This window comes from Ferrovibrio sp. GW821-FHT12B10 (genome assembly GCF_058807515.1).
In genome coordinates this window covers 30,488-53,548 of sequence record NZ_JBXAQT010000003.1, presented here as the reverse complement: position 1 = coordinate 53,548, position 23,061 = coordinate 30,488, and the positions used below count along the sequence as shown (strand labels likewise).

Below are 23,061 nucleotides of genomic sequence, written 5' to 3'. Positions count from 1 at the left end.
CAAGAGGGACGCATGCTGCTCGCCATCAATGCGAACAACACCAACGTCAAGTTCGGCGTCATCGACGGCGATCGTATCGTCGGCGAGTGGCGTCAGCACACTTCGGCCATGCGTACGGCGGACGAGCATGCTGTCTGGCTGCTGCAGCTCATGCAGATCGAGGGCATCGATCCGAAGACCGTCACTGGCGCGATCATCGCCAGCGTGGTGCCGCAGGCCACGTTCAACCTGCGCCGGCTCTGCACTCGGTATTTCAACACCGAGCCGCTGGTGCTGGGCGAACCCAATGTAAAATACGGCATCGAGATCAAGGGGCAGGGTGCTGGTGCCGACCGCATCTGCAACACGGTCGGCGCCCATGTGCTGTTCCCCAAGACGGCGATGATCGTGGTCGATTTCGGCACCGCGACCACCTTCGACGTGGTCGACGAAGAGGGCAGCTATTGCGGCGGCGTCATCGCGCCGGGCATCAACCTGTCCATTGAGGCGCTGGTTAGCGCCACCGCTCTGCTGCCCAGGATCGTGGTCGAGAAACCCAAGACGGTGATCGGCGTCAATACCGTGGCCTGCATGCATTCGGGCGTGTTCTGGGGCTACGTCGGCTTGATCGACGGTATCGTCGCCCGTATCCGCGAAGAATTCGGCCGCCCGATGAAGGTGATTTCCACCGGCGGCCTGGCCCCGGTCTTCGACGGCTCGACCAATGTGATCGAGCAGATCGTGCCCGATATCACCGTGCGCGGCCTGATCGAGATTTACCGCCGCAGTATGCAGTAAGCATTGAAAGTTGGAATGTCAGAACGCCTGGATAAGGACAGCCTGTATTTTCTCCCTCTCGGGGGCGTCAATGAAATTGGCATGAACCTGAACCTGTATGGTTACGGGGATCAGTGGCTGATGGTCGATCTTGGCACCAGTTTCGCTGACGACAACATGCCAGGCGTCGACATGGTGGTGCCGGATGTGGCCTGGATCGCCGACCGCGCCGAGCAATTGCTCGGTATCGTGGTCACCCATGCCCATGAGGATCACCTCGGCGCCATAAGCCATGTCTGGGACGATCTGAAATGCCCGATCTGGGCCACCGGCTTCGCCGCCTCGGTGCTGCGGCGCAAGCTGGCCGAGAAGGGCATGGAAGATGAGGTCCCGGTTCATATCTACCAGCCGGGTGACCTGATCGAGCTGGGGCCGTTCAGGATCCGCTCGATGAACATCACCCATTCGACGCCCGAGAGCCAGGCTCTGGCCATCGAGACGCCGCGTGGCACTGTCCTGCATACCGGTGACTGGAAGCTCGATCCGCGCCCCATGCTGGGGCCGCAGACCGAAATCGAGGCGTTGCGCGGTTATGGCGATCGTGGCGTGCTGGCGCTGGTCTGTGACAGCACCAATGTGTTCAGCCGTGGCACGTCCGGATCGGAAGGCGAGGTGCATGACAGCCTGATTCCGCTGTTGCGCGACAAGCCCGGGCGGATCGCCGTCACGACGTTTTCGTCCAACCTGGCGCGGCTGGAGACCCTGTTCACGGTCGCCAACGAACTGGGGCGGCATATCTGCCTGATCGGCCGCTCACTGCACCGCTTTCTGGCTGCCGCCCAGGAGAACAACTACCTCAAGCACATTCCCAATCTGGTCGATGAGCGCGAGGCCGGCTTCCTGCCGCGCGACAAGATCATGTATATCTGCACTGGCTGCCAGGGCGAGCCGCGCGGCGCCATGGCGCGCATCGCCTTCGGCAGCCATCCGCATGTCGTGCTGTCGCCGCATGACACCGTGGTCTTTTCGTCCAAGATCATCCCGGGCAACGAGCGCACGCTGTTCAAGCTGCATAACGAGCTGGTCAATCGCGGCATCGAGGTGATCACCGAGAAGGATGCCTTCGTCCATGTTTCCGGCCATCCCTCGCGCGACGAGCTGGCCGAGATGTATGCCCTCGCCCGGCCGCAGATTGCGGTGCCGGTACATGGCGAGCCGCGCCACCTGGTCGAGCATGCACGCTTCGCCCAGAGCCTGCAGGTGCCGCATGGCATCGTGCCGCGCAACGGCGACCTGATCCGCCTGGCACCCGGCGAACCCGATGTGGTGGAGCAGGTGCCTGCAGGGCGTCTGGCCATCGATGGCGACGAGCTGATCCCGTTGCAGGGCGGCACCCTGCAGGCGCGTCGCAAGCTGGCCTTCAACGGCGTCGCCTCGGTCAGCCTGGTGGTCGACAAGCGTGGCGCTCTGAAGACGCCGCCACAGGTCAGCCTGGCCGGCGTGGTGAATTTCGAAGTCGATGAGATCGAGGACGAGATCGCCGAGGAGATCGGTGAGGCGATCGACCGGATCGCGCCCGGCACCGCCCGGGACGATAGCGCCCTGGAGCAGGCCGCCCTGAAGGCGCTGCGCGGCTATATCCGGGAGTTGACCGGGCGCAAGCCGGTCATCCACGTCCATATTCTGCGCCTGGAAAAATAGCCTGCCGTAGGGAAAACCGCGTCGCCTGCGTCATTGCAGCATCTTGTCGGACGGGCTTTCCGGCCTCATATTGCATTGCAGAAAAGACCAGCAGGAAACCCGCTCATGATCGGCCGCCTCAACCACGTTGCCATTGCCGTGCCCGACCTCGCCGCCGCCGCCGCGACCTATGCCAATACGCTGGGCGCCAAGGTGTCGGCGCCGCTGGCCCAGCCCGACCACGGCGTCACCGTCGTCTTCGTTGAGCTGCCCAACACCAAGATCGAACTGCTGCATCCGCTGGGCGAGGGGTCGACCATCGCCAAGTTCCTGGCCAACAATCCCTCAGGCGGCATGCATCATGTCTGCTACGAGGTGGAAGACATCATCGCGGCGCGCGACAAGCTGAAAGAGCAGGGCGCGCGCGTGCTGGGCGACGGCGAGCCGAAGATCGGCGCGCATGGCAAACCCGTGCTGTTCCTGCACCCCAAGGATTTCGCCGGCACGCTGGTGGAAATCGAGCAGATCTGAGTTTTGGGCGGGTAGAGCGTCATGAGCTGGTACAACAACGGCATCGCCTTCGTGATCATCTACATGGTCACGCTGTTCTGCGTGCTGCCGATCGGCGTGAAGACCGCTGCTGAAGCCGGCGAGACAATGGTGGATGGGCAGGCCGATTCCGCGCCGACCAATCCGCGGCTCGGCTTCAAGTTCCTGCTGACCTTCGGGATCAGCTGGGTGATCTTCGGGATCTATTACGTGATCGGCTATTTCGATCTACTGGATGCCGGCACCCTGTTCGGTCGCGGCAGCTGATCAGCCCGTTTTAAGGTCAAAATTACTACTTAAGCGGGAATTTCGGAGGCGAGAGGCCGGCTGGTCATTGCCATGGCTCACAAAAAGAAAAGGAGCAAGGACATGCCTCGCTCCGTACCCCGTCTCGCACGGGTAAGTTTAAGCCTCCCCAGACTTGGGCCGCCTGTTACCAAGCGGTTGCGTAATTTATATACCGACTGATCAAACCATTGTCATCCAAAAAGTTATAGGTCTCTAACAAAATGGTAATAATGCCGCGCGAGGGTTGTGGGATGTGTCGGATTTCGACTGTCGTCATACTGACTGCCCTTACGGCAACCCTGCCGGGAACCGTCTTTGCCCAGCAGGGAGGGGCGCAAAAGCCCGCCGACTCGCGTTCTGCGCCAGTTGTCGTGGCCCTCGATGCCAAGGACTGCCGCCGAATTCTGGCCCAGCGCGGCATGGTGGTCCAGCACACCCCCGATCCTGGCGTCACCTATCAGCCCGGCCGCGATGTCGACAGCAAGGGCCGCCCGATTGCGCCGGCGGACCTGCCCAGTAGCACGCCGGGCTATTTCGAGGGGCCGATCGAGTTGCCTGTCGTCATCCCGCTGGAAGCGCTGCCTGGCGCGCAGCGGCCCGGCATCGGCAAGTCGGAACTGCCTGTGGGCCGGGTCACCATCGACACGCTGACCGGCAAGACCGCGCTGAACGGCCGGCCCATCGACCCGCCGGCCGAGGACGCCATTGCGGTCGCCTGCCGCGACTATCTCGCCCAGAAGCCGAGCCAGCCTCCGCTGCGCCGCTAGTCATTGCTAGTGGGGGAGCAGGGCCTTAAAAACGCCCCATTATCCCGCCATTCCCAATGCGACTGTTAAGGTTGTCCCGCCGATGCGTCTCAGCACCTACTTCCTGCCTGTCCTCAAGGAAAACCCGAGCGAAGCCCAGATCGTCAGCCACCGGCTGATGCTGCGCGCTGGCATGATCCGCCAGACCGCTGCCGGCATCTACACCTGGCTGCCGCTGGGCCATCGCGTGCTGAAGAAGATCGAGCAGATCGTGCGCGAGGAGCAGGACAATGCCGGCGCCCAGGAACTGCTCATGCCGACCATCCAGTCGGCCGAGCTGTGGCAGAAGAGCGGCCGCTACGAGGATTACGGCAAGGAGATGCTGCGCATCACCGACCGCCACGAGCGCCCGATGCTCTACGGCCCGACCAATGAAGAGATGCTGACCGATATCGTCGGCGGCGAGCTGAAGAGTTACCGCGACCTGCCGAAGATCCTCTATCACATCCAGTGGAAATTCCGCGACGAGGTGCGGCCGCGCTTTGGCGTCATGCGCGGCCGAGAGTTCCTGATGAAGGATGCCTATTCCTTCGATCTCGACCAGGCCGGCGCGCGCCGCGCCTATAACCGCATGTTCGTCGCCTACCTGCGCACCTATGCGCGCATGGGCCTGAAGGCGATCCCGATGCAGGCCGATACCGGCCCGATCGGCGGTGACCTCAGCCATGAATTCATCGTCCTGGCCGAGACCGGCGAGAGCGGCGTCTTCTGCGACAAGGCGCTGATCGACCGCAATGTGCTGGGCGAGGGCGTGGACTACAACAGCGACCTGCAGCCGATCGTCGACAGCTGGACGGCGCCCTATGCCGCCACCGAGGAAAAGCATGACGCCGGGCGCTTCGAGGCACTGCCCAAGGAGCGCCAGGTGGCCGCGCGCGGCATCGAAGTGGGCCATATCTTCTATTTCGGCACCAAGTATTCCAAGCCGATGGGCGCCGTGGTGCAAGGCCCTGGCGGTGAACCCATCACTTTGGAAATGGGCTCCTACGGCATCGGCGTGTCGCGCCTGGCCGGCGCCATCATCGAGGCGAGCCATGATGACAACGGCATCATCTGGCCGTTCGCGGTCGCGCCCTTCCATGTCGGCCTGATCAACCTCAAGGTCGGCGACGCCGATTGCGACAAGGCCTCGGAAGAACTCTACGCCAAGCTGAAGGCGGCCGGCTTCGACGTGCTATACGACGACCGGGACGAACGCGCCGGCGCCAAGTTCGCCACCATGGACCTGATCGGCCTGCCGTATCAGGTCACCATCGGTCCGCGCGGCGTCAAGGCAGGCACGGTGGAAGTGAAGAACCGCGCGACGGCCGAGAAGGAAGAGATCACCGTGGATGCAGTGTTGAACAAGCTGGCCGCCGTGCGCCAAAGTCAGCCTTAAGCTGGCCCAGCCTTAATCCCCAGAGCAGGATACCGGATGCCGTTCTTCTCGCGTTTTGAATGGATGCTGGCGCTGCGCTATCTGCGAGCCCGACGTCAGGAAGGCTTCATCTCGGTGATCGCCGTGTTCAGCTTCCTCGGCATCATGCTGGGCGTGGCGACGCTGATCATCGTCATGAGCGTGATGAACGGCTTCCGCGCCGAGTTGGTCGGCCGCATCCTCGGCCTCAACGGCCATCTGACCATCCAATCCGATTCCGCCCCAATCATCCGTGACTTCCAGTTCGTCACCGACGCAGTCAGCCAGATGCCCGGCGTGGTGATGGCCAACCCGATGATCGAGGGCCAGGTGATGGCCACCACCGATCGCGGCGCTTCGGGCGTCATGGTGCGCGGCATCCGCCCGGAAGACCTGATGAAGGAAAGCGCCATCGCGAAGGGCATCCGCGAGGGCAATATTCGCGACTTCAAGGGTGACGATGCCGCCGTGATCGGCCACCGGCTGGCCCGCAAGCTGGGCCTGCGGGTGGGCGACGAGATCACGCTGATTTCTCCGCAGAGCAACGCTACGCCCTTCGGCAGCGTGCCGCGCCTGGTGCGCTACCAGGTTGCCGCCGTCTTCGATGTCGGCATGTTCGAATACGACAGCGCCTTCGTCTATCTGCCCTTCGAGACCGCGCAGACCTATTTCCGCCTGCAGAATGCCGCCAGCGGCGTCGAGGTGCGGCTCGCCGATCCCGATCAGGCCCGGGCTTTCGGCCGGCAGGTGCTGCAACGGCTCGGTCCGCAATACCGCATCTACGACTGGCAACAGGCCAATGCCCAGTTCGTCAGTGCATTACAAGTCGAACGCAACGTGATGTTCCTGATCCTGACGCTGATCATCGTGGTGGCGGCCTTCAACATCATCTCCAGCATGATCATGCTGGTGAAGGACAAGGGCAGGGATATCGCCATCCTGCGCACCATGGGCACCTCGCGCGGCACCATCATGCGGGTCTTTGTCATCGCCGGCGCCAGCATCGGCGTGCTGGGCACTGCCAGCGGTTTCTCGCTCGGCCTGGCCTTCGCGCTGAATATCGAGCATATCCGCCAGTTCCTGCAGACACTGACCGGCTGGCAGCTTTTCCCGGCAGAGATTTATTTCCTGTCGCAACTGCCGGCCAAGGTCGACAGCACCGAGGTCGTCTATGTCGTGGTCATGGGCCTGGTGCTGACCCTGCTGGCGACGCTCTATCCGAGCTGGCGTGCCGCCCGCCTCGATCCGGTGGAGGCGCTGCGCTATGAGTGAGGCCGTCCTTCAGTTGGAGAATATCCAGCGCAGCTTCCATCAGGGCAGTGCCGAAGTCGCGGTGCTGCGCGGCGTCGATCTGGCCGTGAAACGCGGCGAGATCGTGGCGCTGCTGGGCCCGTCGGGCTCGGGCAAGTCGACCTTGCTGCATATCGCCGGCCTGCTGGAACAGCCCTCGTCAGGCCGCATCGTCATCGGCGGGCAGGACTGCAGCGCGATGAGCGAAGTGGAGCGCACGCTCACGCGCCGCCACCGTATCGGCTTCGTCTACCAGTATCATCATCTGCTGCCGGAATTCTCGGCGCTGGAAAACGCCGCCATGCCGTTGCGTGTGCGCGGGCAGGGCGCTGGCGAGGCGAAGAAGACCGCTGGCGACCTGCTGCAGCATCTGGGCCTTGGCCATCGACTGGATCATCGCCCGGCGCGGCTCTCGGGCGGCGAGCAGCAGCGCGTGGCGATCGCCCGCGCCGTGGTCGGCAAGCCCGACCTGCTGCTGGCTGACGAACCGACTGGTAACCTAGACGAGAAGACGGCCGAGGTGGTATTTGGCGAACTGACCGGTCTGGTGCGCAACACCGGCATCGGCGCGCTGATCGCCACTCATAATCTGGAGCTGGCCCAGCGCATGGACCGCGTGGTCACCCTCCATGAGGGGCTGTTGAAAGCAGCCTGACAGGCAATGAGTTCTGATCGCCCCGTATCCGATGCCGGTTTCGGCGAAGCCGGTTACCAAGATGACCTGGCGCTGCGGATCAGCGGCGACAGCACGGCGCGCGCCTTCGCCTTCAGCCTGCTGATCCTCGCCTTCAATATCTGGGACCGTTTCGTCGATGCCGATCATGCCGGCCAGGCCCTGGTTTGGCGCATCGGCACGGCGCTGGCGATCATCCTGGTGCATGGCGTCTGGGTGGCGGCGCGCAGGAAGACCTATGCGCTGTATCGCGGCCTGGTGCTGATCCATACCATCACGGTGCCCTTCGGCATGGCTGGTGCGGTGGCCTGTCTGGACAATGGCCTGCTCTACGGCCTGTCGAATTTTGTTTTCATCTATCTCTGGATCCCCAGCGTGCTGCCTGGCCGGCGCGACGCCATGCTGGGCGGCATTCTGGCGGCACTCTCCATCCTGGTCGTCGTGCTGGCGCAAGGCTACGGCGGTATCCTGGTCGGCAATATCGTCATGCTGGCGCTGCTCGGCATCGTGCTGTCGATCAGCACGGCAACCAAGTTCGAGGCCGCGCTGCGCCGCGCCTGGAGCCACGAGCAGGCGGCGGCGCTGGAAGCCCGCACCGACAGCCTGACCGGCATGGTCAACCGCCGGCGCTTTTCGGAGGCCGCGGCGGCCGAATGGGGCCGCAGCATCCGTTATGGCCGCCCGGCCAGCCTGATCCTGTTCGATCTCGACCGCTTCAAGCAGATCAATGACGAGCATGGCCATGTGGCGGGCGACCTGGTGCTGCAGCGGGTGGCCGAGGTCTGCCAGTTCGAGATTCGCGACATCGACCTGCTCGCCCGCATTGGCGGCGAGGAGTTTGCCGTGCTGCTGCCCGAGACCGGCGCCGAGGCCGCGCTCGGCCTGGCCGAACGGCTGCGCCGCTGCATCGAGCGGCTGGAGGTGCTGACGCCGAAGGGCACCCTGCGCCTGACCGCCAGCTTTGGCGTTGCGCCGCTGACGGTGGAAGGCCATGACTGGACCGAAGCGCTCGACCTGGCCGACGGCGCGCTCTACCGCGCCAAGGAAAACGGCCGCAACCGGGTGGAAACGGCCGTTCTGCCGTAACCTATCGGCGCCGCCGCGCCTTCCACTGTTCCTTCGTCTGGCCCCAGGCAACGATGTCCTTGTTGAACGGCTCCGGCAGTCGCGTATCGCGCAGGATGGTCGAGCCCAGCCGTTTGGCCACGGCCTGCGAATTGGTGTTTTCCGGCACGATGGTATGGATCACCTCGGTCCAGTCGAGCGTATCGAAAGCCCAGTCTATGGCGGCCGTCGCGCCCTCGGTGGCGTAGCCCTTGCCCCAGACATCGCGGATCAACCCCCAGCCGACCTCGGTACCGGGCCAGTCATGCGGCTGCCAGGGGCCGAGGCGGCCGACCCAGCGACCGGTCGTTTTCTCGATCACCGAGAACATGGAAAAGCCGTTGATCGTCCAGGAGCCGTTCATGATGCAGAGCGAACGCCAGACCAGCGCCGGCGGCATCACGCCACCCAGATGGCGCATGGCTTCCTCATCGGTGGCCCAGTTGCACCAGGCGTCGAAATCTTCCTTCTGCGGCATGCGCAGGATCAGGCGGTCGGTTTCAAGACGGACAGTCATCGGTTTCCCCAGGGGCTCTGCTTGGCCCGCATCCCAGTGGAAGAGGCCCGTCCGGTCAAGCCGATGAAATGACACCGATACAATAAAAGGGGAGGGCAATAAAAAAGGGGCCGGATCGCTCCGGCCCCTCATGTCGCGGTGATGACCGCTGCGGTCAGAAGCCGCCAGTTTAGAAGTCGACCGCGGCCGACAGCAGGAAGGTACGCGGTGCGCCCAGCGACAGGCTTTCGAAGCCGCGGTTGGTCGAGGCCCAGTAGTTGCTGTCGAACAGGTTCTCGATATTCGCGCGCAGCACCAGCGGCGTGTTGCTGATGGCCGTGCGGTACCGCGCGCCGATATCGAAGCGGGTCCAGGACGGGATGCTCATCGTGTTCGCCGCATCGTAATACTGCGAACTGGTATAGATCATGCGGCCGCTGAAGGTCAGGTTGCGGTCGAAGAAGGTATCCCATTCCGCGCCGAGGTTGAGTTGGGTCTCCGGCACGCCCTGCGCATCCTTGCCGTTGTTGGCGCTATTGAGCGTCCTGGTCTGCTGGCCATCGATCAGGGTGAGGCCGCCCAGCACACGCAGGCCGTCGGTCACCGTGCCGAAGGTGTTCAGCTCGACGCCCCGGTTGCGCTGCTCGCCATCGGCGCTGAACAGCGTACCGCCGCTACCGCCGACCGCATTGGGCTTGGTGATCTGGAACACGCTCAGCGTGGTGGCGAAGCGGCCATGATCCATCTTCACGCCGGCTTCGTACTGCTCGGTCTCATAGGGCGCGAGCCGCTGGAAAGCGTTGGAGGCAGTCGAGGGCGCCTGCTGGCCTGGCGTCAGGCCCTGCATGAAGTTGCCGTAGAGCGAGACATTCTCCCAGGGCTTGACCACCAGGCCGGCGGCTGGCGATAGCTTGCTTTCGTCATAGGACGTGCTGCGGGTGACGAAGGCGGTGGCCAGGTTGGTCTGCTCGATGCGCTGGTTACGCACGCCGAGGGTCAGCTGCACCTTGTCTTCGAGGAAGGACAGCGTGTCGGCGACACCGACCGAGGTGAGCAGGCTGTCATTCAGCTTCGGCGCACTGGTGGTGAAGCCGGCATGACTCGGCTCGGGGACATTGGCGGGATTGTAGATGTTGGATGCGTTAAGTGGGCCAAAGAACCGCGAGAAGTTGCCATCTTCCAGCCGGGTGGCATTGCCGGTCACAGCCAGCTCGTGCTTGACCGGACCGGTATCGAAGGTGCTGCGCACACCGGTCTCGCCGGCCAGCGTGTTGTATTCGGCCACGATGAAGCTGCCATCGAAACCGCCGTTGTTGCCGAAGTTTCCGGCATTGGTCAGGCTGATCGACTGGCCAAAGGTGATGTTGCGTGAGCGCCGGCCGCCCAGTGTCGCGTAGCCGGTCAGGTAGTCCGTGAAGTCGACCTCGGCGCGGGCCATGCCGAACAGGTCTTTGGTCTCGGCGAAGTTCCACGGCGCCAGGAAGCTCTTGCTGGCATCCGGTGCGTCGGGAATCTGGGTGCCGCTGGCGGTGATGAAGGCCAGCGGACGGGTGGTGCGCTGCTGCTGGTAGCCACCGTCGAGCGCGATGCGGATGCGCTCGCCGCGGAAATCCAGTCCCAGTGCGCCGAGGCCGAATTCCTGCTCCTGGCCATCGACAGGGGTATCGCCGTCACGCAGCACGCCGTTGAAGCGCAGGCCGTACTGCTTGCGATCGCCAGCGCGGCGGCCGATGTCCACATGGGTGCCGAAGGTGGCATCCGACATGTAATTGAAGGTCAGGCGGGTGAGGTCGGCATCCTCGGCGCGCTTGGGCACCACATTGATGGTGCCGCCGACGGTGCCGCTCGGATTGATGCCGCCCAGCATGGTGCTGGGGCCGCGCAGCAGCTCGACGCGCTCGGCCATCTCGGTGCTGGTGACCTGGCGCGGCAGGATGCCGAACAGGCCATTATAGGCGATGTCGTCATTCGAAGCCTGGAAACCGCGGATCATGAACTGGGTGTCGTAGGATCCGCGCGAGGTGGTGACGCGCACCGACGGATCGTTGTCGAACACATCGGCCAGCGTACGGGCCTGGGTGTCCTGGATGGTCTTGGCCGTATAGCTGGTGGTGTTGAGTGGAGTGTTCATGAAGTCGCGGTTGCCCAGCAGGCCGACCTGTCCACCGCGCGCCACCTGGTTGCCGGAATATTCGGCCGGCAGGTTGCCGATCATCGCTGTGGAGGCGGGCGCAGCCTGGCCCTGCACCGTCACGGGCGGCAGCAGGGTGGCGTCGCCGCTCCTGGGCGCTTCAACCACGGTCACGGTGTTGTCGGCGGCGAAGCGGTATATCAGCCCGGTACCGGTCAGCAGGCGCTGCAGCGCCTGTTCGGCGCTCATCTGGCCGTTGATGGCCGTGCTCTGGCGGCCGGCCAGCAGGTCGCTGCTCACCAGCAGGCGCAGGCCCGAAGCTTCGCCGAAGGTGGTGAGTGCCGCGCCCAGCGGGCCGGCGGGAATGTTGTAGCTGCGGATGGCCTGCGCCTGCGCAAGCTGCGTGGTGTCCTGTGCAAGAGCGGGAAGGGTGGTCAGGGTGGTGGTGGCCAACAGAAGCACGGCCAGATGACGACGCATTACGGTAATCCCCCAGGGAAGCAGGAAGTCTTACAGGGGAAGACGACGCAGCCTCCGGACACGACAGCGGTATTTTATAAAAATGCGTTCAGTGCGGATCGGCCGGCCGGATCACGGCCAGCCAGGGCAGGCGGGTGACACGCACCGGCAGGATGGCGGCGACGGCCTCGACCAGCGCCTCGCCGTCGCCGGTTTCGAACACGCCGGTCACCGGCAGGGCGCGCAGGCGCGCATCGCTGATCAGGATCAGGCCGGGGCGATAGCGCTGCATCTCGGCCACCACATCGCCCAGCGGCTTGTTGTCGAAGACCAGGCGGCCGCGTTGCCAGGCGGTCATGCCGCGCAGATCGGTGGCCGGGCCGGTCACTCCCAGGCCGCGCGATCCGTATTGCAGGCTGTGGCCGCTCTGCACCTCGCGGCTGGCCGCGCCTTGTGTCACCCGCACGGCATGTTCGGTCACCAGCACCTGCACATCGCTGCCCTGGCGCCGCACGTCGAAGGCGGTGCCGAGCGCACGGATGCGGCCATCTGCGGCCAGCACCTCGAAGGGCCGCACCGTGTCAGGCGCGACGGCGACATGCAGCGCGCCATGATGCAGTGTCAGACGGCGGTGATCGGCGGTGATGTCGATGTCGACGCTGGTGATGGCATCGAGCAGCAGCTGTGACCCATCGGCGAGCGCGATGCGGCGCTGTTCGCCGCTGCCGGTTCTGGCATCGGCGAGCCAGCCCTGTGGCGTGCTGAGACCGGCCAGGGTTGCGAGGCAGCCGGCGACCAGCAGCGCGATCATGGTGGTGCGGGTGCGCTTCGGCCGGCGCAACGCCGGGCCGACGCTTTCCCATAAGGCCTCAGCGCGGCGCGCGGCTGCCTGGCGTTCCAGCGATGCCGAGCGCCAGTGTTCGTACGCAACCCAGTCCTTGTCGCCTGCCGTGCCGTCATGCAGGCGCACCAGCCATTCCAGCGCCGCCTCGCTCAACGGGTCGAGCGGCGCGTCTGGATCGGCGGCGGCAGTGAAAGAGGCGGCAGTGGGGCTGGTCATATCAGGTAAGACGACGCGGTCGGGGCAAACCGCACAGGAAAAATTATGTCAGGCGACGGATGCAGTGGCGGAGCGCGCGCATGATGTATTTGGTCACCATGCTGCTGGAGACATCGAGCCGGGCCGCGATCTCGGCATGACCCAGGCCGTCGAGGCGATTCAGCAGCAGGGCGCGGCGGCAGTTCTCGGGCAGCTCGGAGAGGGCCGTGCGCAGGCGCTCGAGCTGCTGGCGGCCTTCCAGATGACGGTCGGCGGTCGGCGCGGGATCGACCAGATAGTCGGCGACCTGCTCCAGCCCGAGATGATCGCCGCGGCGGCGTTCCAGCCGGCGCAGGTCGATCAGCAGATTGCGCAGGATGCGCCAGAGGAAGAAGCGGGGCTGCTCGATGCCGAGGCTGCCGCCCGGCTGGCTGGCGTAGCGGACGAAGGCGTCCTGCACCAGGTCGGCGGCGCGGTCGCGGTCGCGCAGCTCGCGATAGGCAAAGCGCCGCAGCTCGACGCTATGCTCGCGGAACAGGGTATCCAGATCGGCGGCCATCGCGGGCCACCTTAGTTATTTTGCGATTAATTCGCAATAGCGCCAGGGGCAATATGCCTCAGCTGCGCCAGCGCAGCACCGTATCCTTCACCGCGTTGACGAAGGCGCGGCCCTCGTCGCGAGCGCGCTGGTATTCGTTCTTGAGCTGGTAGTACCAGCGTGCCTGGGTATCCGTGTCGCGGATCAGCATCAGCGTCGGGTCGTATTTCAGGCCGCGCTGCTGGCGGATCAGGATGTCGCGATCCTGGCCCAGGAAATGCCCCATCAGATACAGGGCGATGGGCTTGAGCAGGCCGAGCCAGGGCATGGTCCAGAAGAACAGGTTGGTCACTTCGGTGCGGCTGTCGTCGATGGGCGTGACGGCGGTGAAGTTCCAGACGCTGTTGGCGCCGATCCTGATATGCTCGACGCGCACGCCCGGCAGGCGGAAGCTGATCTCGGTTTCTGGCGCCGCGCCGAGGATGCGATAGGCCAGCGTGATCGCAGGCTTATGCCGTTTCATCACGAATCCATAAGGACTTGGGCCAAATTCCTTAGCCTTTGTCTTAAGTTTGATCGGGCCGGTGCGCCAGTACCATGAGCGATGGATGAAGGGGACATGGGCGGGGTCCATCAGGCCGACAACGGCATGGTCCATCGAGCAGGGGAATTCCATCGCCTTGTGCAGGGTCGGCATGGCGCCGGCCGGCAGGTCGGGCAGGGTCGGCGGCGCCTCGTCGGGTTCGGCGATCTTGTCGGCCATCCAGATCCAGACCAGGCCGTTCTGCTCCCGCACGGGATAGCGCTTCACCTTGATCTTGTTGATATCGAAGTCCTGGCCCTCGACCAGCGAGGGAATATGGGTGCATTGGCCGGACGCGCCGAACTTCCAGCCGTGATAGGGGCATTGGACATCCTGGCCGTCGAAGCTGCCTTCGGAGAGCGGCACGCCGCGATGCGGGCAGATGTCGCGCAGCGCGAAGACCTCGCCGGCTTTGGTCCGTCCGAACAGAATTGGCTGGTTTAGCAGCAGCTTGGCCTCGGTGGCACCGGGCTTCAGCCGGCTGCCGTCGAGAGCGAAGTACCAGATGTCCTTGAGCAGAAACATGGGGTCGGTCATGGAACGGGAGTCGCCTGCGCCGGAAAGATCATTCCCTAGCAGGTCGCGGCTTGAACGGCCAGTCGTTCGCACTATGTTCTAATAGTGGTATCGGTCCCCGGCCCAAACCCGGGGAAGGCGAAACGAAGCCAAACGAAGCATGGCGAAGCTCCGGCGATGCACAGGGGAATCGGTGCTTATCCCGAAGCCAAGCTATAGATAGGATTTCCGGTTCGTTCGCCTGTATCTGGGATTCGTCCGCGTGTGTTCCTCAAGTTGCGCCACAGGATACCCACTTATCCACAAGATATTGGGAATCAACACAATTTCGCCATACTCTCTTTGGGATTCGGATGGCATGCGTTCTGGTTTCAGGGGACTAGGTCGCGTATCGTAGAGCAGGAACGGGAATCGAAAATCGTCATATGAGCCACGCCGACTTCGTCCATCTCCGGGTCCATACCCCCTATTCGCTGACCGAAGGCGCGATGCGCCTGCCCAAGCTGGCCGAGCTCTGCGTGAAATACGCCATGCCGGCGGTGGCGATCACCGACACCAACAACCTGTTCGGGGCGCTCGAATTCTCCAAGGAGATGGCCGGCAAGGGCATCCAGCCCATCATCGGCTGCCAGCTCAGCCTAGGCAGGGCCGACCAGCAGCAGGGCGGCTTCGGCAAGCAGACCCGCAAGCCCGACCCCGACCGCATCGTCCTGCTGGCCCAGACCGAAGCTGGCTATTCCAACCTGATGAAGCTGTCGACCAAGGCCTACCTGGAGACCCCGCCGGGCGAGGTGGCCCAGATCCAGTGGGCCGACCTGGAACAGTTCAACGAAGGCCTGCTCTGCCTGACCGGCGGCCCGCAGGGCCCGATCGTGCGGCTGCTCAACGAGGGCCAGACCGACGCCGCGCGTCAGCAGCTCGAGCATTTCAACCGTATCTTCCCGGGTCGGCTCTATGTCGAGATCCAGCGGCATGGCTGGGCGCTGGAAGCCAAGACCGAACCGGCGCTGCTCGATCTGGCCTATGCGCTCGACATTCCGCTGGTCGCCACCAACGACTGCTACTTCCCCGACGAGGACATGTACGAGGCGCATGACGCGCTGCTCTGCATCGCCGAAGGCTCTTATGTCGGCGAGCAGAACCGCCGCCGGGTGACGCCGGAGCATCGCTTCAAGTCCGCGAAAGAGATGCGTGCGCTGTTCGCCGACCTCCCCGAGGCCATCGACAACACGCTGGTGATCGCCAAGCGCTGCGCCGTGAAGGCGAACGAGCGGCAGCCGATCCTGCCCAGTTTCGGCGATGGCACGGGGGAGAGCGAACCCGACATGCTGCGCCGCATGGCGCGCGAAGGCCTCGAGCTGCGCCTGCAACAGGTCGGCGTCACCGATCCTGAAAAGGCCAAGGTCTATTACGACCGTCTCGATTTCGAATGCGAGACGATCATTGGCATGAAATTCCCCGGCTACTTCCTGATCGTGGCTGACTTCATCCAGTGGGCCAAGCGCAACGGCGTCGCCGTCGGCCCGGGCCGCGGTTCCGGCGCCGGCTCGGTGGTCGCCTGGGCGCTCACCATCACCGACCTCGATCCGTTGCGATTTGGCCTGCTGTTCGAACGCTTCCTCAATCCGGAACGCGTATCGATGCCCGACTTCGATATCGACTTCTGCCAGGAACGCCGCGAAAAGGTGATCGACTACGTCCAGCAGAAATACGGCTCGGCGAACGTCGCCCAGATCATCACCTTCGGCAAGCTGCAGGCGCGCGCGGCGCTGCGCGACGTTGGTCGTGTCCTGCAGTTGCCGCTCGGTCAGGTCGATCGCATCTGCAAGCTGGTGCCCAACAACCCGGCCAATCCGGTGACCCTGGCGCAGGCGATCAAGGAAGAGGTGCGGCTCCGCGAGGAACGCGATGCCGATGAAGGCGTGGCGCGTATGATCGAGGTGGCGCTGAAACTGGAGGGCCTGTTCCGCAACGCCTCGACCCATGCCGCCGGCGTGGTGATCGGCGACCGCCCGCTGGTCGAGCTGGTGCCGCTCTACCGCGATCCGCATGCCTCGATGCCGGCGACGCAGTTCTCGATGAAATACGCCGAGGCTGCCGGCCTGGTGAAGTTCGACTTCCTCGGCCTGAAGACACTGGACGTGCTGGAGAAGGCGGTCGACCTGATCCGCGCGCATGGCACCGAGATCGACCTGGCCACCATTCCGCTGTCAGACCAGCCGACCTTCGATCTGCTCGGGCGCGGCGATGCGGTCGGCGTGTTCCAGTTTGAAGGCAGCGGCATGCGCGACATGTTGCGCAACATGAAGCCCGACGCCTTCGAGGATCTCATCGCGCTGGTGGCGTTGTATCGCCCGGGCCCGATGGAAAACATCCCGAGCTACATTGCGCGTAAGCACGGCAAGGAAAAGCCCGACTACCTGCACGACTGGCTGAAGCCGGTGCTGGAGGAAACCTACGGCGTCATCATCTATCAGGAACAGGTGATGGAAATCGCCAAGGTCCTGGCCGGCTATTCGCTCGGCGATGCCGATCTTCTGCGCCGTGCCATGGGCAAGAAGATTAAGGCCGAGATGGATGCGCAGAAGGACCGCTTCGTCAGTGGCGCCAAGGAAAAAGGCGTCGATCCCGAGCGCGCGGCCTTCATCTTCGAGCTGGTGGAAAAGTTCGCAGGCTACGGCTTCAATAAGAGCCATGCGGCCGCCTATGCGCTAGTCGCCTGGCATACTGCCTATCTGAAGGCCAACTTCCCGGTCGAGTTCATCGCTGGTTCGATGACGCTCGATATTTCCAACACCGACAAGCTGAATGTTTTCCGGCAGGAATGCGCGCGCCAGAGCATCGCGCTGCTGCCACCCGACATCAACAAGTCCGATGTCGAGTTCTCGGTCGAATACGACAAGCACGAAAAGGGCGCGATCCGCTACGCGCTCTCGGCCGTGCGTAATGTCGGCGCCGCGCCGATGGCCGTCATTGTGGCCGAGCGCAAGAAGAATGGGCCTTTCACGTCGCTGTTCGATCTGGCCGCCCGCGTCGACCCCACGGCGCTGAACAAGCGCATGCTGGAAAACCTGGCCAAGGCCGGCGCCTTCGACACGCTGGAAAAGAACCGCGCGAAGGTGCTGGCCGGTCTGGAGACGCTGGTCCGTTACGCCCAGAGCAAGGCCGAGGAGCGCGCCTCTAGTCAGGTCAGCCTGTTTGGCGGCGGTGGCAAGACGGAAGAGCGCCTGCCCAAGATGCCGGAGGGCCCGCATTGGAGCCCGATGGAGCAATTGGCCAAGGAGTTCGAGGCCATCGGCTTCTATCTCTCGGCCCATCCGCTCGATGCCTATCAGGCGACGCTCAACCGCGTGGGCGTGAAGCGCTACACCGATATGCTCAAGCAGCTCCACAGCAGCGACCAGTTGTTCAAGATCGCCGGCACGGTGATTTCGAAGCAGGAACGCACCTCGCAGAAAAGCGGCAACCGCTTTGCCTTCGTGCAGTGTTCCGATGCCTCGGGCATGTACGAGGTGATGCTGTTCTCCGAAGTGCTGGCCAAGTATCGCGACCTGCTCGAGCCGGGCACCAACGTGGTCTGGCGCATGTCGGCCAAGCTGGATGGCGAACAGCCCAAGCTGAACGGGCAGGGCATCGAGAAGCTGGACGATGTGGCGGCGCGCGCCGCCGCCGGTATCAAGATCATGGTCGACAACGCCCAGCCGATTGCCCAGATCAAGGAGCTGCTGGATAAGACCGCGCGCGGCAAGGGCCAGGTCCTGCTCGGTCTGCATCTGCCGGAACAGGGCCTGCCCAGCGGGCTGGAAGCCGACATCAAGCTGCCCGCCGCCTATGCCATCACGCCGACCGTACGACACCAGATCCGCGTGCTGCCCGGCGTGGTCGAGGTCTACGACATCTGATTTTTGTTTCCGGAGTGCACCATGTCCGCAGCCGAGCCGCAGACGATCCATCGCAAGGATTACCGCAAGCCTGATTACAGCATAGGCACAGTCGATCTGGAATTCGATCTGCAGCCCGAGGCCACGATTGTCAAATCGACGCTGACCTTGCGGGCCGAGAATATTGGCGCGCCGCTGCGGCTGGATGGCGAAGACCTGGAGCTGCTGTCCATCGCCATCGACGGCAAGCCGCTGGACAAGGCTGCCTATAATGTCGATGCCGAAAGCCTGACCATTTTTATTCCGCCGGCCAGCTTCAGGCTGGAGATCGTCACCAGGGTCAACCCGAAGGGCAACACGCAGCTTTCGGGTCTGTATCAGTCCAGCGGTAACTACTGCACGCAATGCGAGGCCGAAGGCTTCCGCCGTATCACCTATTTCCTCGACCGTCCCGATGTGATGGCGGTCTATCGCACCACCATCCGCGCCGATAAAAAGGCCTGCCCGGTGCTGCTGTCGAACGGCAATCTGGTGGAAGAGGGCGCGCTGCCTGATGGCCGACATTTCGCCGTTTGGCAGGATCCGTTCCCCAAGCCCTGCTATCTCTTTGCGCTGGTCGCCGGCGATCTGGCTGTGAATGAAGACAGCTTCGTCACCCAGTCCGGCCGCAAGGTGGCGCTGCGCATTTTTGTCGAGCATGGCAAGGAAGGCCGGACGGCCTACGCCATGGACGCACTCAAGCGCTCTATGCGCTGGGATGAGACCCGCTTCGGGCTGGAATACGATCTCGACCTGTTCAACATCGTGGCCGTCAGCGACTTCAACATGGGCGCAATGGAGAACAAGAGCCTGAATGTCTTCAACGACAAGTACATTCTAGCCGATCCGGACAGCGCCACCGATTTCGATTATGCCGGCATCGAGGCCGTGGTCGCCCATGAGTATTTCCACAACTGGACCGGCAACCGCATCACCTGCCGCGACTGGTTCCAGTTGAGCCTGAAGGAGGGCCTGACCGTCTTCCGTGACCAGGAATTCTCCTCCGACATGCGCGCCCGTCCGGTGCTGCGCATCCAGGAGGTGCGCAACCTGCGCGCCCGCCAGTTCCAGGAGGATGCCGGCCCGATGGCGCATCCGATCCGGCCCGACAGCTACATCGCCATCGACAATTTCTACACGGCGACGGTCTATGAGAAGGGCGCGGAAGTCATCCGCATGATCCATACCCTGCTGGGCGAAGAGGGCTTTCAGAAGGGCATGAAGCTCTATGTCGAGCGCCATGATGGCGAGGCCGCGACCTGCGACCAGTTCGTCGATGCCATGGCCGATGCCACGGGCGTCGATCTGGCGCAGTTCCGCCTGTGGTACAGCCAGGCCGGCACGCCGGAGCTGAAGGTCGAGGGCCGCTACGATGCCAAGGCTGGCGCCTATGAGCTGACGGTGGTGCAGACACTGGCCCCGACGCCGGGGCAGGAGACCAAGCTGCCGATGCATATCCCGGTCAAGGTCGGCCTGCTGGATGCGCAAGGGCAGGGCATTCCGCTGACGCTGGACGGCGAGGATAGGTCTGCCGGTACCAGCCGCGTGCTGTCGCTGACCAAGCCCAAGCAGACCTTCCGCTTCACCGGCGTACCTGAGCCGAAGGCGCTGTCCTTCAACCGCGGCTTCTCGGCGCCGGTCAATATTGTCTCGAATCAAAGTGGCGCCGAGCGCGCCTTCCTGATGGCGCATGACGAGGATGCCTTCGCGCGCTGGGAGGCCGGCCAGCAATATGCCACCGACCTGCTGCTGCAGCGCGTGGCCAAACCGAACCAGGCCTTCGATCCGGCCTTCATCGATGCAATCGGCCTGATCCTGAAGGACGACAAACTCGAAAAGGCCTTCATCGCCGAGGCTATCGCGCTGCCGTCGGAAGATTATATCGCCGACCGCATGACGGTGGTGGATGTGGAGGGCGTGCATGCGGCGCGCCGCAGCCTGCGCCGCCAGATCGCCGAGACCTTCCGGCCGCTGCTGACCGATCTCTACAAGGCCAACGCCGTTGCCGGGCCCTACAGCCCTGATGCCGGTCCGGCCGGGCAGCGTGCGCTGAAGAATGCGGCTCTGTCCTATCTCTCGGAACTGGCCGATCAGGATGCCGGCCTGCGGCAGACCATCTTCGATCAGTATGCCAAGGCCGACAACATGACCGATCGCATGGCGGCGTTGCGCCTGCTGATCGACATTCCGGGTGAAGAACGACAGAAAGCGCTCGACGATTTCTACAAACGCGCCGATGGCGATGCGCTGGTGATCGACAAGTGGCTCGCCCTGCAGGCGATATCGTCGCTGCCCGACACGCTGAAGATCGTGCAGGGCCTGCTCGGCCATCCGGCGTTTTCGATGCAGAAGCCCAACAAGGTGCGCGCGCTGATCGGCAGCTTCACCGCCAATGCCCTGCGCTATCATGCGGCCGATGGGTCAGGCTATGCCTTCCATGCCGACCGCATCCTGGAGCTGGAGCCGATCAATCCGCAGGTGGCGGCGCGTTTGCTGGCGCCGCTCGGTCGCTGGAAGCGCTTCGATGCCGCACGGCAAGCCAAGATGAAGGCGCAGCTCGAGCGCGTGCTGGCTAAACCAAAACTCTCGCGCGACGTCTACGAGATCGCGTCGAAGTCGCTGGTCTAGGGGGCAGGAGCGTAGGCGCGCAGGAAGGCGGTGACGGCGCTGTCGACGCGGCGCTGGATTTCGGCGGTGGGCATTTCACCGTCGATGCGCAGGGTGCGCCGCATGCTGCGATGGCCCATCAGCATGCCGAAGAACTGCTCGGCGGCCAGCACCGGGTCTTCCACCGCCAGATGCCCGGCTTCGGTCTCGCGGTCGAGATAGGCCGACAGCCGTGCCAGGCCACGGCCCGGACCGTTTGCGTAGAAGGTGGGACCGAGGGTTGGGAAGCTGGCGGCCGAGCCGATCAGCAGGCGCTGGAACTGCACCGCGCGGTCGGACAGGATCTTGGTCAGGAAGCTGTTGCCCAGCGCGCTCAGCACCTCATAGGGCGTGGCTTCCGGCGAGAGTTCGGCCAGCGCCGCGGTGATCTGACCCGAGCTCTCCTGCACGATGGCGGCGAACAGCTCGTCCTTCGAGGCGAACATGTTGTAGATGGTCTGCCGCGACACGCCGGCCTGGGCGGCGATCGCTTCCAGCCCGATGCCATAGCCATGCTCGAAGAACATGTCGCGCGCGGTCTCCAGAATCGCCGTGCGCTTGGCCGGGTCGACGGGCCGGCCACGCTTGATGGGAGCCTGCTTGTTCAATGCGCCTCTCCCGGGGCGGGGGCCTGTTTCGGTTTCTGCGCCAGGATGACAGCGCAGGCGGCGGCGGCGAACAGGATGCTCAGCAGGGTAAAGGTGTCGATGAAGCTCATGATGTAGGCCTGGCCCTGCACCTTGTTGCCCAGCATCTTCATCGCCAGCGCGGTCTGGTCGGCTGCCGTGCGGTCGCCGAACATGTTGGCGATGCTGTCGATATACTGCTGCACCTCGATGCGGCCAGGGTTGATGAAGTCGGTCATGCGGTTCCAGTGGAAATTGGTCCGCTCGGTCATCAGGGTGTTGATACCGGCCAGGCCAAACGCGCCACCCAAGTTGCGCGTCAGGTTGTAAAGCCCGCTGGCATTCTTCAGGTCCTGCGGCGGCAGGGTGCCCAGCGCGATCACGTTGATGGGCACGATGCAGAACATCAGGGCGGCACCGCGCATGATCTGCGGCAGCAGCAGCTCGTCGAACTGCCAGTCGCCGGTCAGGCCGGTCAGCGTCCAGGTAGAGGCGGCCAGCAGGGCGAAGCCGAAGGCCAGCACCGGGCGCGGATCGGCCTTGCGGGCCAGCGTGCCGGCAATGGGCGCGGTGAGGAACTGCGCCAGGCCGGTGATGAACATGATCTCGCCGATCTGCAGGCTGTTCAGTCCGCGCACCCGGCCAAGATACAGCGGCATCAGGTAGACGAGGCCGTAGAGGCCGACGCCGATGGTCAGGCTGAACAGGCAGCCGGTGGCGAAGTTGCGATTGCGGAAGGCCTTCAGGTCGACGATGGGATTGCGGTAGGTGAAGCTGCGCCAGAAGAACAGCACCGCGCCGATGCCGCAGGCCAGTGCCAGCCAGCGCATGGTCTCGTCGTTGAACCAGTCCTTGCGTGTGCCTTCTTCCAGCACGTATTCCAGGCTGCCGAGGAACACCGCCAGCGAGCCGAGACCGATATAGTCAAAGCCCTTGAACAGCGAATAGTCCGGCTTGTCGATATCCATGAAGGTCCAGACCAGCAGGCTGACGATGACGCCGGGCACGATGTTGATCAGGAACAGCCAGTGCCAGGAGAATAGCTGGGTCAGGTAGCCGCCCAGCGTCGGCCCGATGGTGGGCGCAAGCGTGGCGACCAGGCCGATGATCACGGTGGCACCGGCCATCTTGTTACGCGGGAAGATCAGGTAGGTGCTGGCAAACACCGTCGGGATCATGGCGCCGCCGAGGAATCCCTGCAGCGCGCGCAGCACGATCATGGTTTCCAGGTTGGTGGCCATGGCGCAGCCCATGCTGGCGATGGTGAAGCTGAGCGCCGAGGCGGTGAACAGCACGCGCGTCGACAGCAGGCGCGAGAGGTAGCCGCTGAACGGGATCATGATCACTTCGGCGATCAGGTAGCTGGTCTGCACCCAGCTGATCTCGTCGGCCGAAGCCGAGAGGCCTGCCTGGATTTCGCTCAGCGAGGACGAGACGATCTGGATGTCCAGGATCGCCATGAACATGCCCAGCACCATGGCGAAGTAGCCGATCATCCGGCCCTTCGGCAGTGCCCCGGCGGCAGCCGGTGGCGGACCCATGGTGGCAGCGGCGGCGGACATGAC

The 23,061-nt window shown here is 64.0% G+C and carries 18 protein-coding genes; 11 read left to right on the top strand and 7 right to left on the bottom strand.

The window, feature by feature from the left end:
• The first annotated feature begins 12 nt into the window (after positions 1–12).
• The 9 genes from AC1RRT_RS19955 (at position 13) to AC1RRT_RS19915 (ending at position 8,524) form a co-directional block, all read left to right on the top strand.
• On the top strand, positions 13–777 hold the full coding sequence (locus AC1RRT_RS19955) for a type III pantothenate kinase (RefSeq protein WP_493015740.1): 765 nt from the start codon (positions 13–15) through the stop codon (positions 775–777).
• Between the two features lie 81 nt (positions 778–858).
• Positions 859–2,457: a ribonuclease J gene (locus AC1RRT_RS19950; protein WP_493015739.1), complete on the top strand. Its 1,599-nt coding sequence runs from the start codon at positions 859–861 to the stop codon at positions 2,455–2,457.
• A 105-nt stretch (positions 2,458–2,562) separates the two neighbouring features.
• On the top strand, positions 2,563–2,967 hold the full coding sequence (gene mce / locus AC1RRT_RS19945; RefSeq protein WP_493015738.1) for a methylmalonyl-CoA epimerase: 405 nt from the start codon (positions 2,563–2,565) through the stop codon (positions 2,965–2,967).
• A 21-nt stretch (positions 2,968–2,988) separates the two neighbouring features.
• On the top strand, positions 2,989–3,252 hold the full coding sequence (locus tag AC1RRT_RS19940) for a DUF1467 family protein (RefSeq protein WP_493015737.1): 264 nt from the start codon (positions 2,989–2,991) through the stop codon (positions 3,250–3,252).
• Between the two features lie 392 nt (positions 3,253–3,644).
• Complete coding sequence (locus AC1RRT_RS19935) at positions 3,645–4,040, top strand: hypothetical protein (RefSeq protein ID WP_493015736.1); 396 nt, start codon at positions 3,645–3,647, stop codon at positions 4,038–4,040.
• 82 nt (positions 4,041–4,122) lie between these two features.
• A complete protein-coding gene (gene proS, locus AC1RRT_RS19930; RefSeq protein WP_493015735.1) occupies positions 4,123–5,457 on the top strand; it encodes a proline--tRNA ligase in 1,335 nt (444 codons plus the stop codon).
• A 36-nt stretch (positions 5,458–5,493) separates the two neighbouring features.
• Positions 5,494–6,747 (top strand): lipoprotein-releasing ABC transporter permease subunit, encoded by a 1,254-nt coding sequence (locus AC1RRT_RS19925; RefSeq protein ID WP_493015734.1) that lies wholly within the window; start codon positions 5,494–5,496, stop codon positions 6,745–6,747.
• Positions 6,740–7,420, top strand: coding sequence for an ABC transporter ATP-binding protein (locus tag AC1RRT_RS19920; RefSeq protein ID WP_493015733.1), 681 nt, complete (start codon positions 6,740–6,742; stop codon positions 7,418–7,420). Before AC1RRT_RS19925 ends, AC1RRT_RS19920 begins: the two co-directional genes overlap by 8 nt.
• Before the next feature lie 6 nt (positions 7,421–7,426).
• A complete protein-coding gene (locus tag AC1RRT_RS19915; RefSeq protein ID WP_493015732.1) occupies positions 7,427–8,524 on the top strand; it encodes a GGDEF domain-containing protein in 1,098 nt (365 codons plus the stop codon).
• A gap of 1 nt (position 8,525) precedes the next feature.
• On the opposite strand, the gene AC1RRT_RS19910 is transcribed toward AC1RRT_RS19915, so the two are convergent.
• From AC1RRT_RS19910 to AC1RRT_RS19890, 5 genes are all read right to left on the bottom strand, one after another.
• Positions 8,526–9,059: a GNAT family N-acetyltransferase gene (locus AC1RRT_RS19910; RefSeq protein ID WP_493015731.1), complete on the bottom strand. Its 534-nt coding sequence runs from the start codon at positions 9,057–9,059 to the stop codon at positions 8,526–8,528.
• A gap of 169 nt (positions 9,060–9,228) precedes the next feature.
• Positions 9,229–11,649, bottom strand: a complete 2,421-nt coding sequence (locus AC1RRT_RS19905) for a TonB-dependent siderophore receptor (protein WP_493015730.1) — start codon at positions 11,647–11,649, stop codon at positions 9,229–9,231.
• 88 nt (positions 11,650–11,737) lie between these two features.
• Positions 11,738–12,688 (bottom strand): FecR family protein, encoded by a 951-nt coding sequence (locus tag AC1RRT_RS19900; protein WP_493015729.1) that lies wholly within the window; start codon positions 12,686–12,688, stop codon positions 11,738–11,740.
• 43 nt (positions 12,689–12,731) lie between these two features.
• Complete coding sequence (locus AC1RRT_RS19895; RefSeq protein WP_493015728.1) at positions 12,732–13,226, bottom strand: RNA polymerase sigma factor; 495 nt, start codon at positions 13,224–13,226, stop codon at positions 12,732–12,734.
• A 58-nt stretch (positions 13,227–13,284) separates the two neighbouring features.
• A complete protein-coding gene (locus tag AC1RRT_RS19890) occupies positions 13,285–14,325 on the bottom strand; it encodes a Rieske 2Fe-2S domain-containing protein (protein WP_493015727.1) in 1,041 nt (346 codons plus the stop codon).
• Between the two features lie 404 nt (positions 14,326–14,729).
• Here AC1RRT_RS19890 and dnaE point away from each other — a divergent pair, with 404 nt between their 5' ends.
• Positions 14,730–18,206, top strand: coding sequence for a DNA polymerase III subunit alpha (gene dnaE, locus AC1RRT_RS19885; RefSeq protein ID WP_493015726.1), 3,477 nt, complete (start codon positions 14,730–14,732; stop codon positions 18,204–18,206).
• 21 nt (positions 18,207–18,227) lie between these two features.
• Positions 18,228–20,852, top strand: coding sequence for an aminopeptidase N (gene pepN / locus AC1RRT_RS19880; protein WP_493015725.1), 2,625 nt, complete (start codon positions 18,228–18,230; stop codon positions 20,850–20,852).
• On the opposite strand, the gene AC1RRT_RS19875 is transcribed toward pepN, so the two are convergent.
• Together AC1RRT_RS19875 and AC1RRT_RS19870 are read right to left on the bottom strand one after the other, a co-directional pair.
• Positions 20,849–21,478 (bottom strand): TetR/AcrR family transcriptional regulator, encoded by a 630-nt coding sequence (locus tag AC1RRT_RS19875; protein ID WP_493015724.1) that lies wholly within the window; start codon positions 21,476–21,478, stop codon positions 20,849–20,851. The two genes, pepN and AC1RRT_RS19875, sit on opposite strands and share 4 nt — an antisense overlap.
• Entirely contained in the window at positions 21,475–23,058 is a 1,584-nt protein-coding gene (locus AC1RRT_RS19870; RefSeq protein WP_493015723.1) for a DHA2 family efflux MFS transporter permease subunit, read from the bottom strand. Before AC1RRT_RS19870 ends, AC1RRT_RS19875 begins: the two co-directional genes overlap by 4 nt.
• Positions 23,059–23,061: the final 3 nt, after the last annotated feature.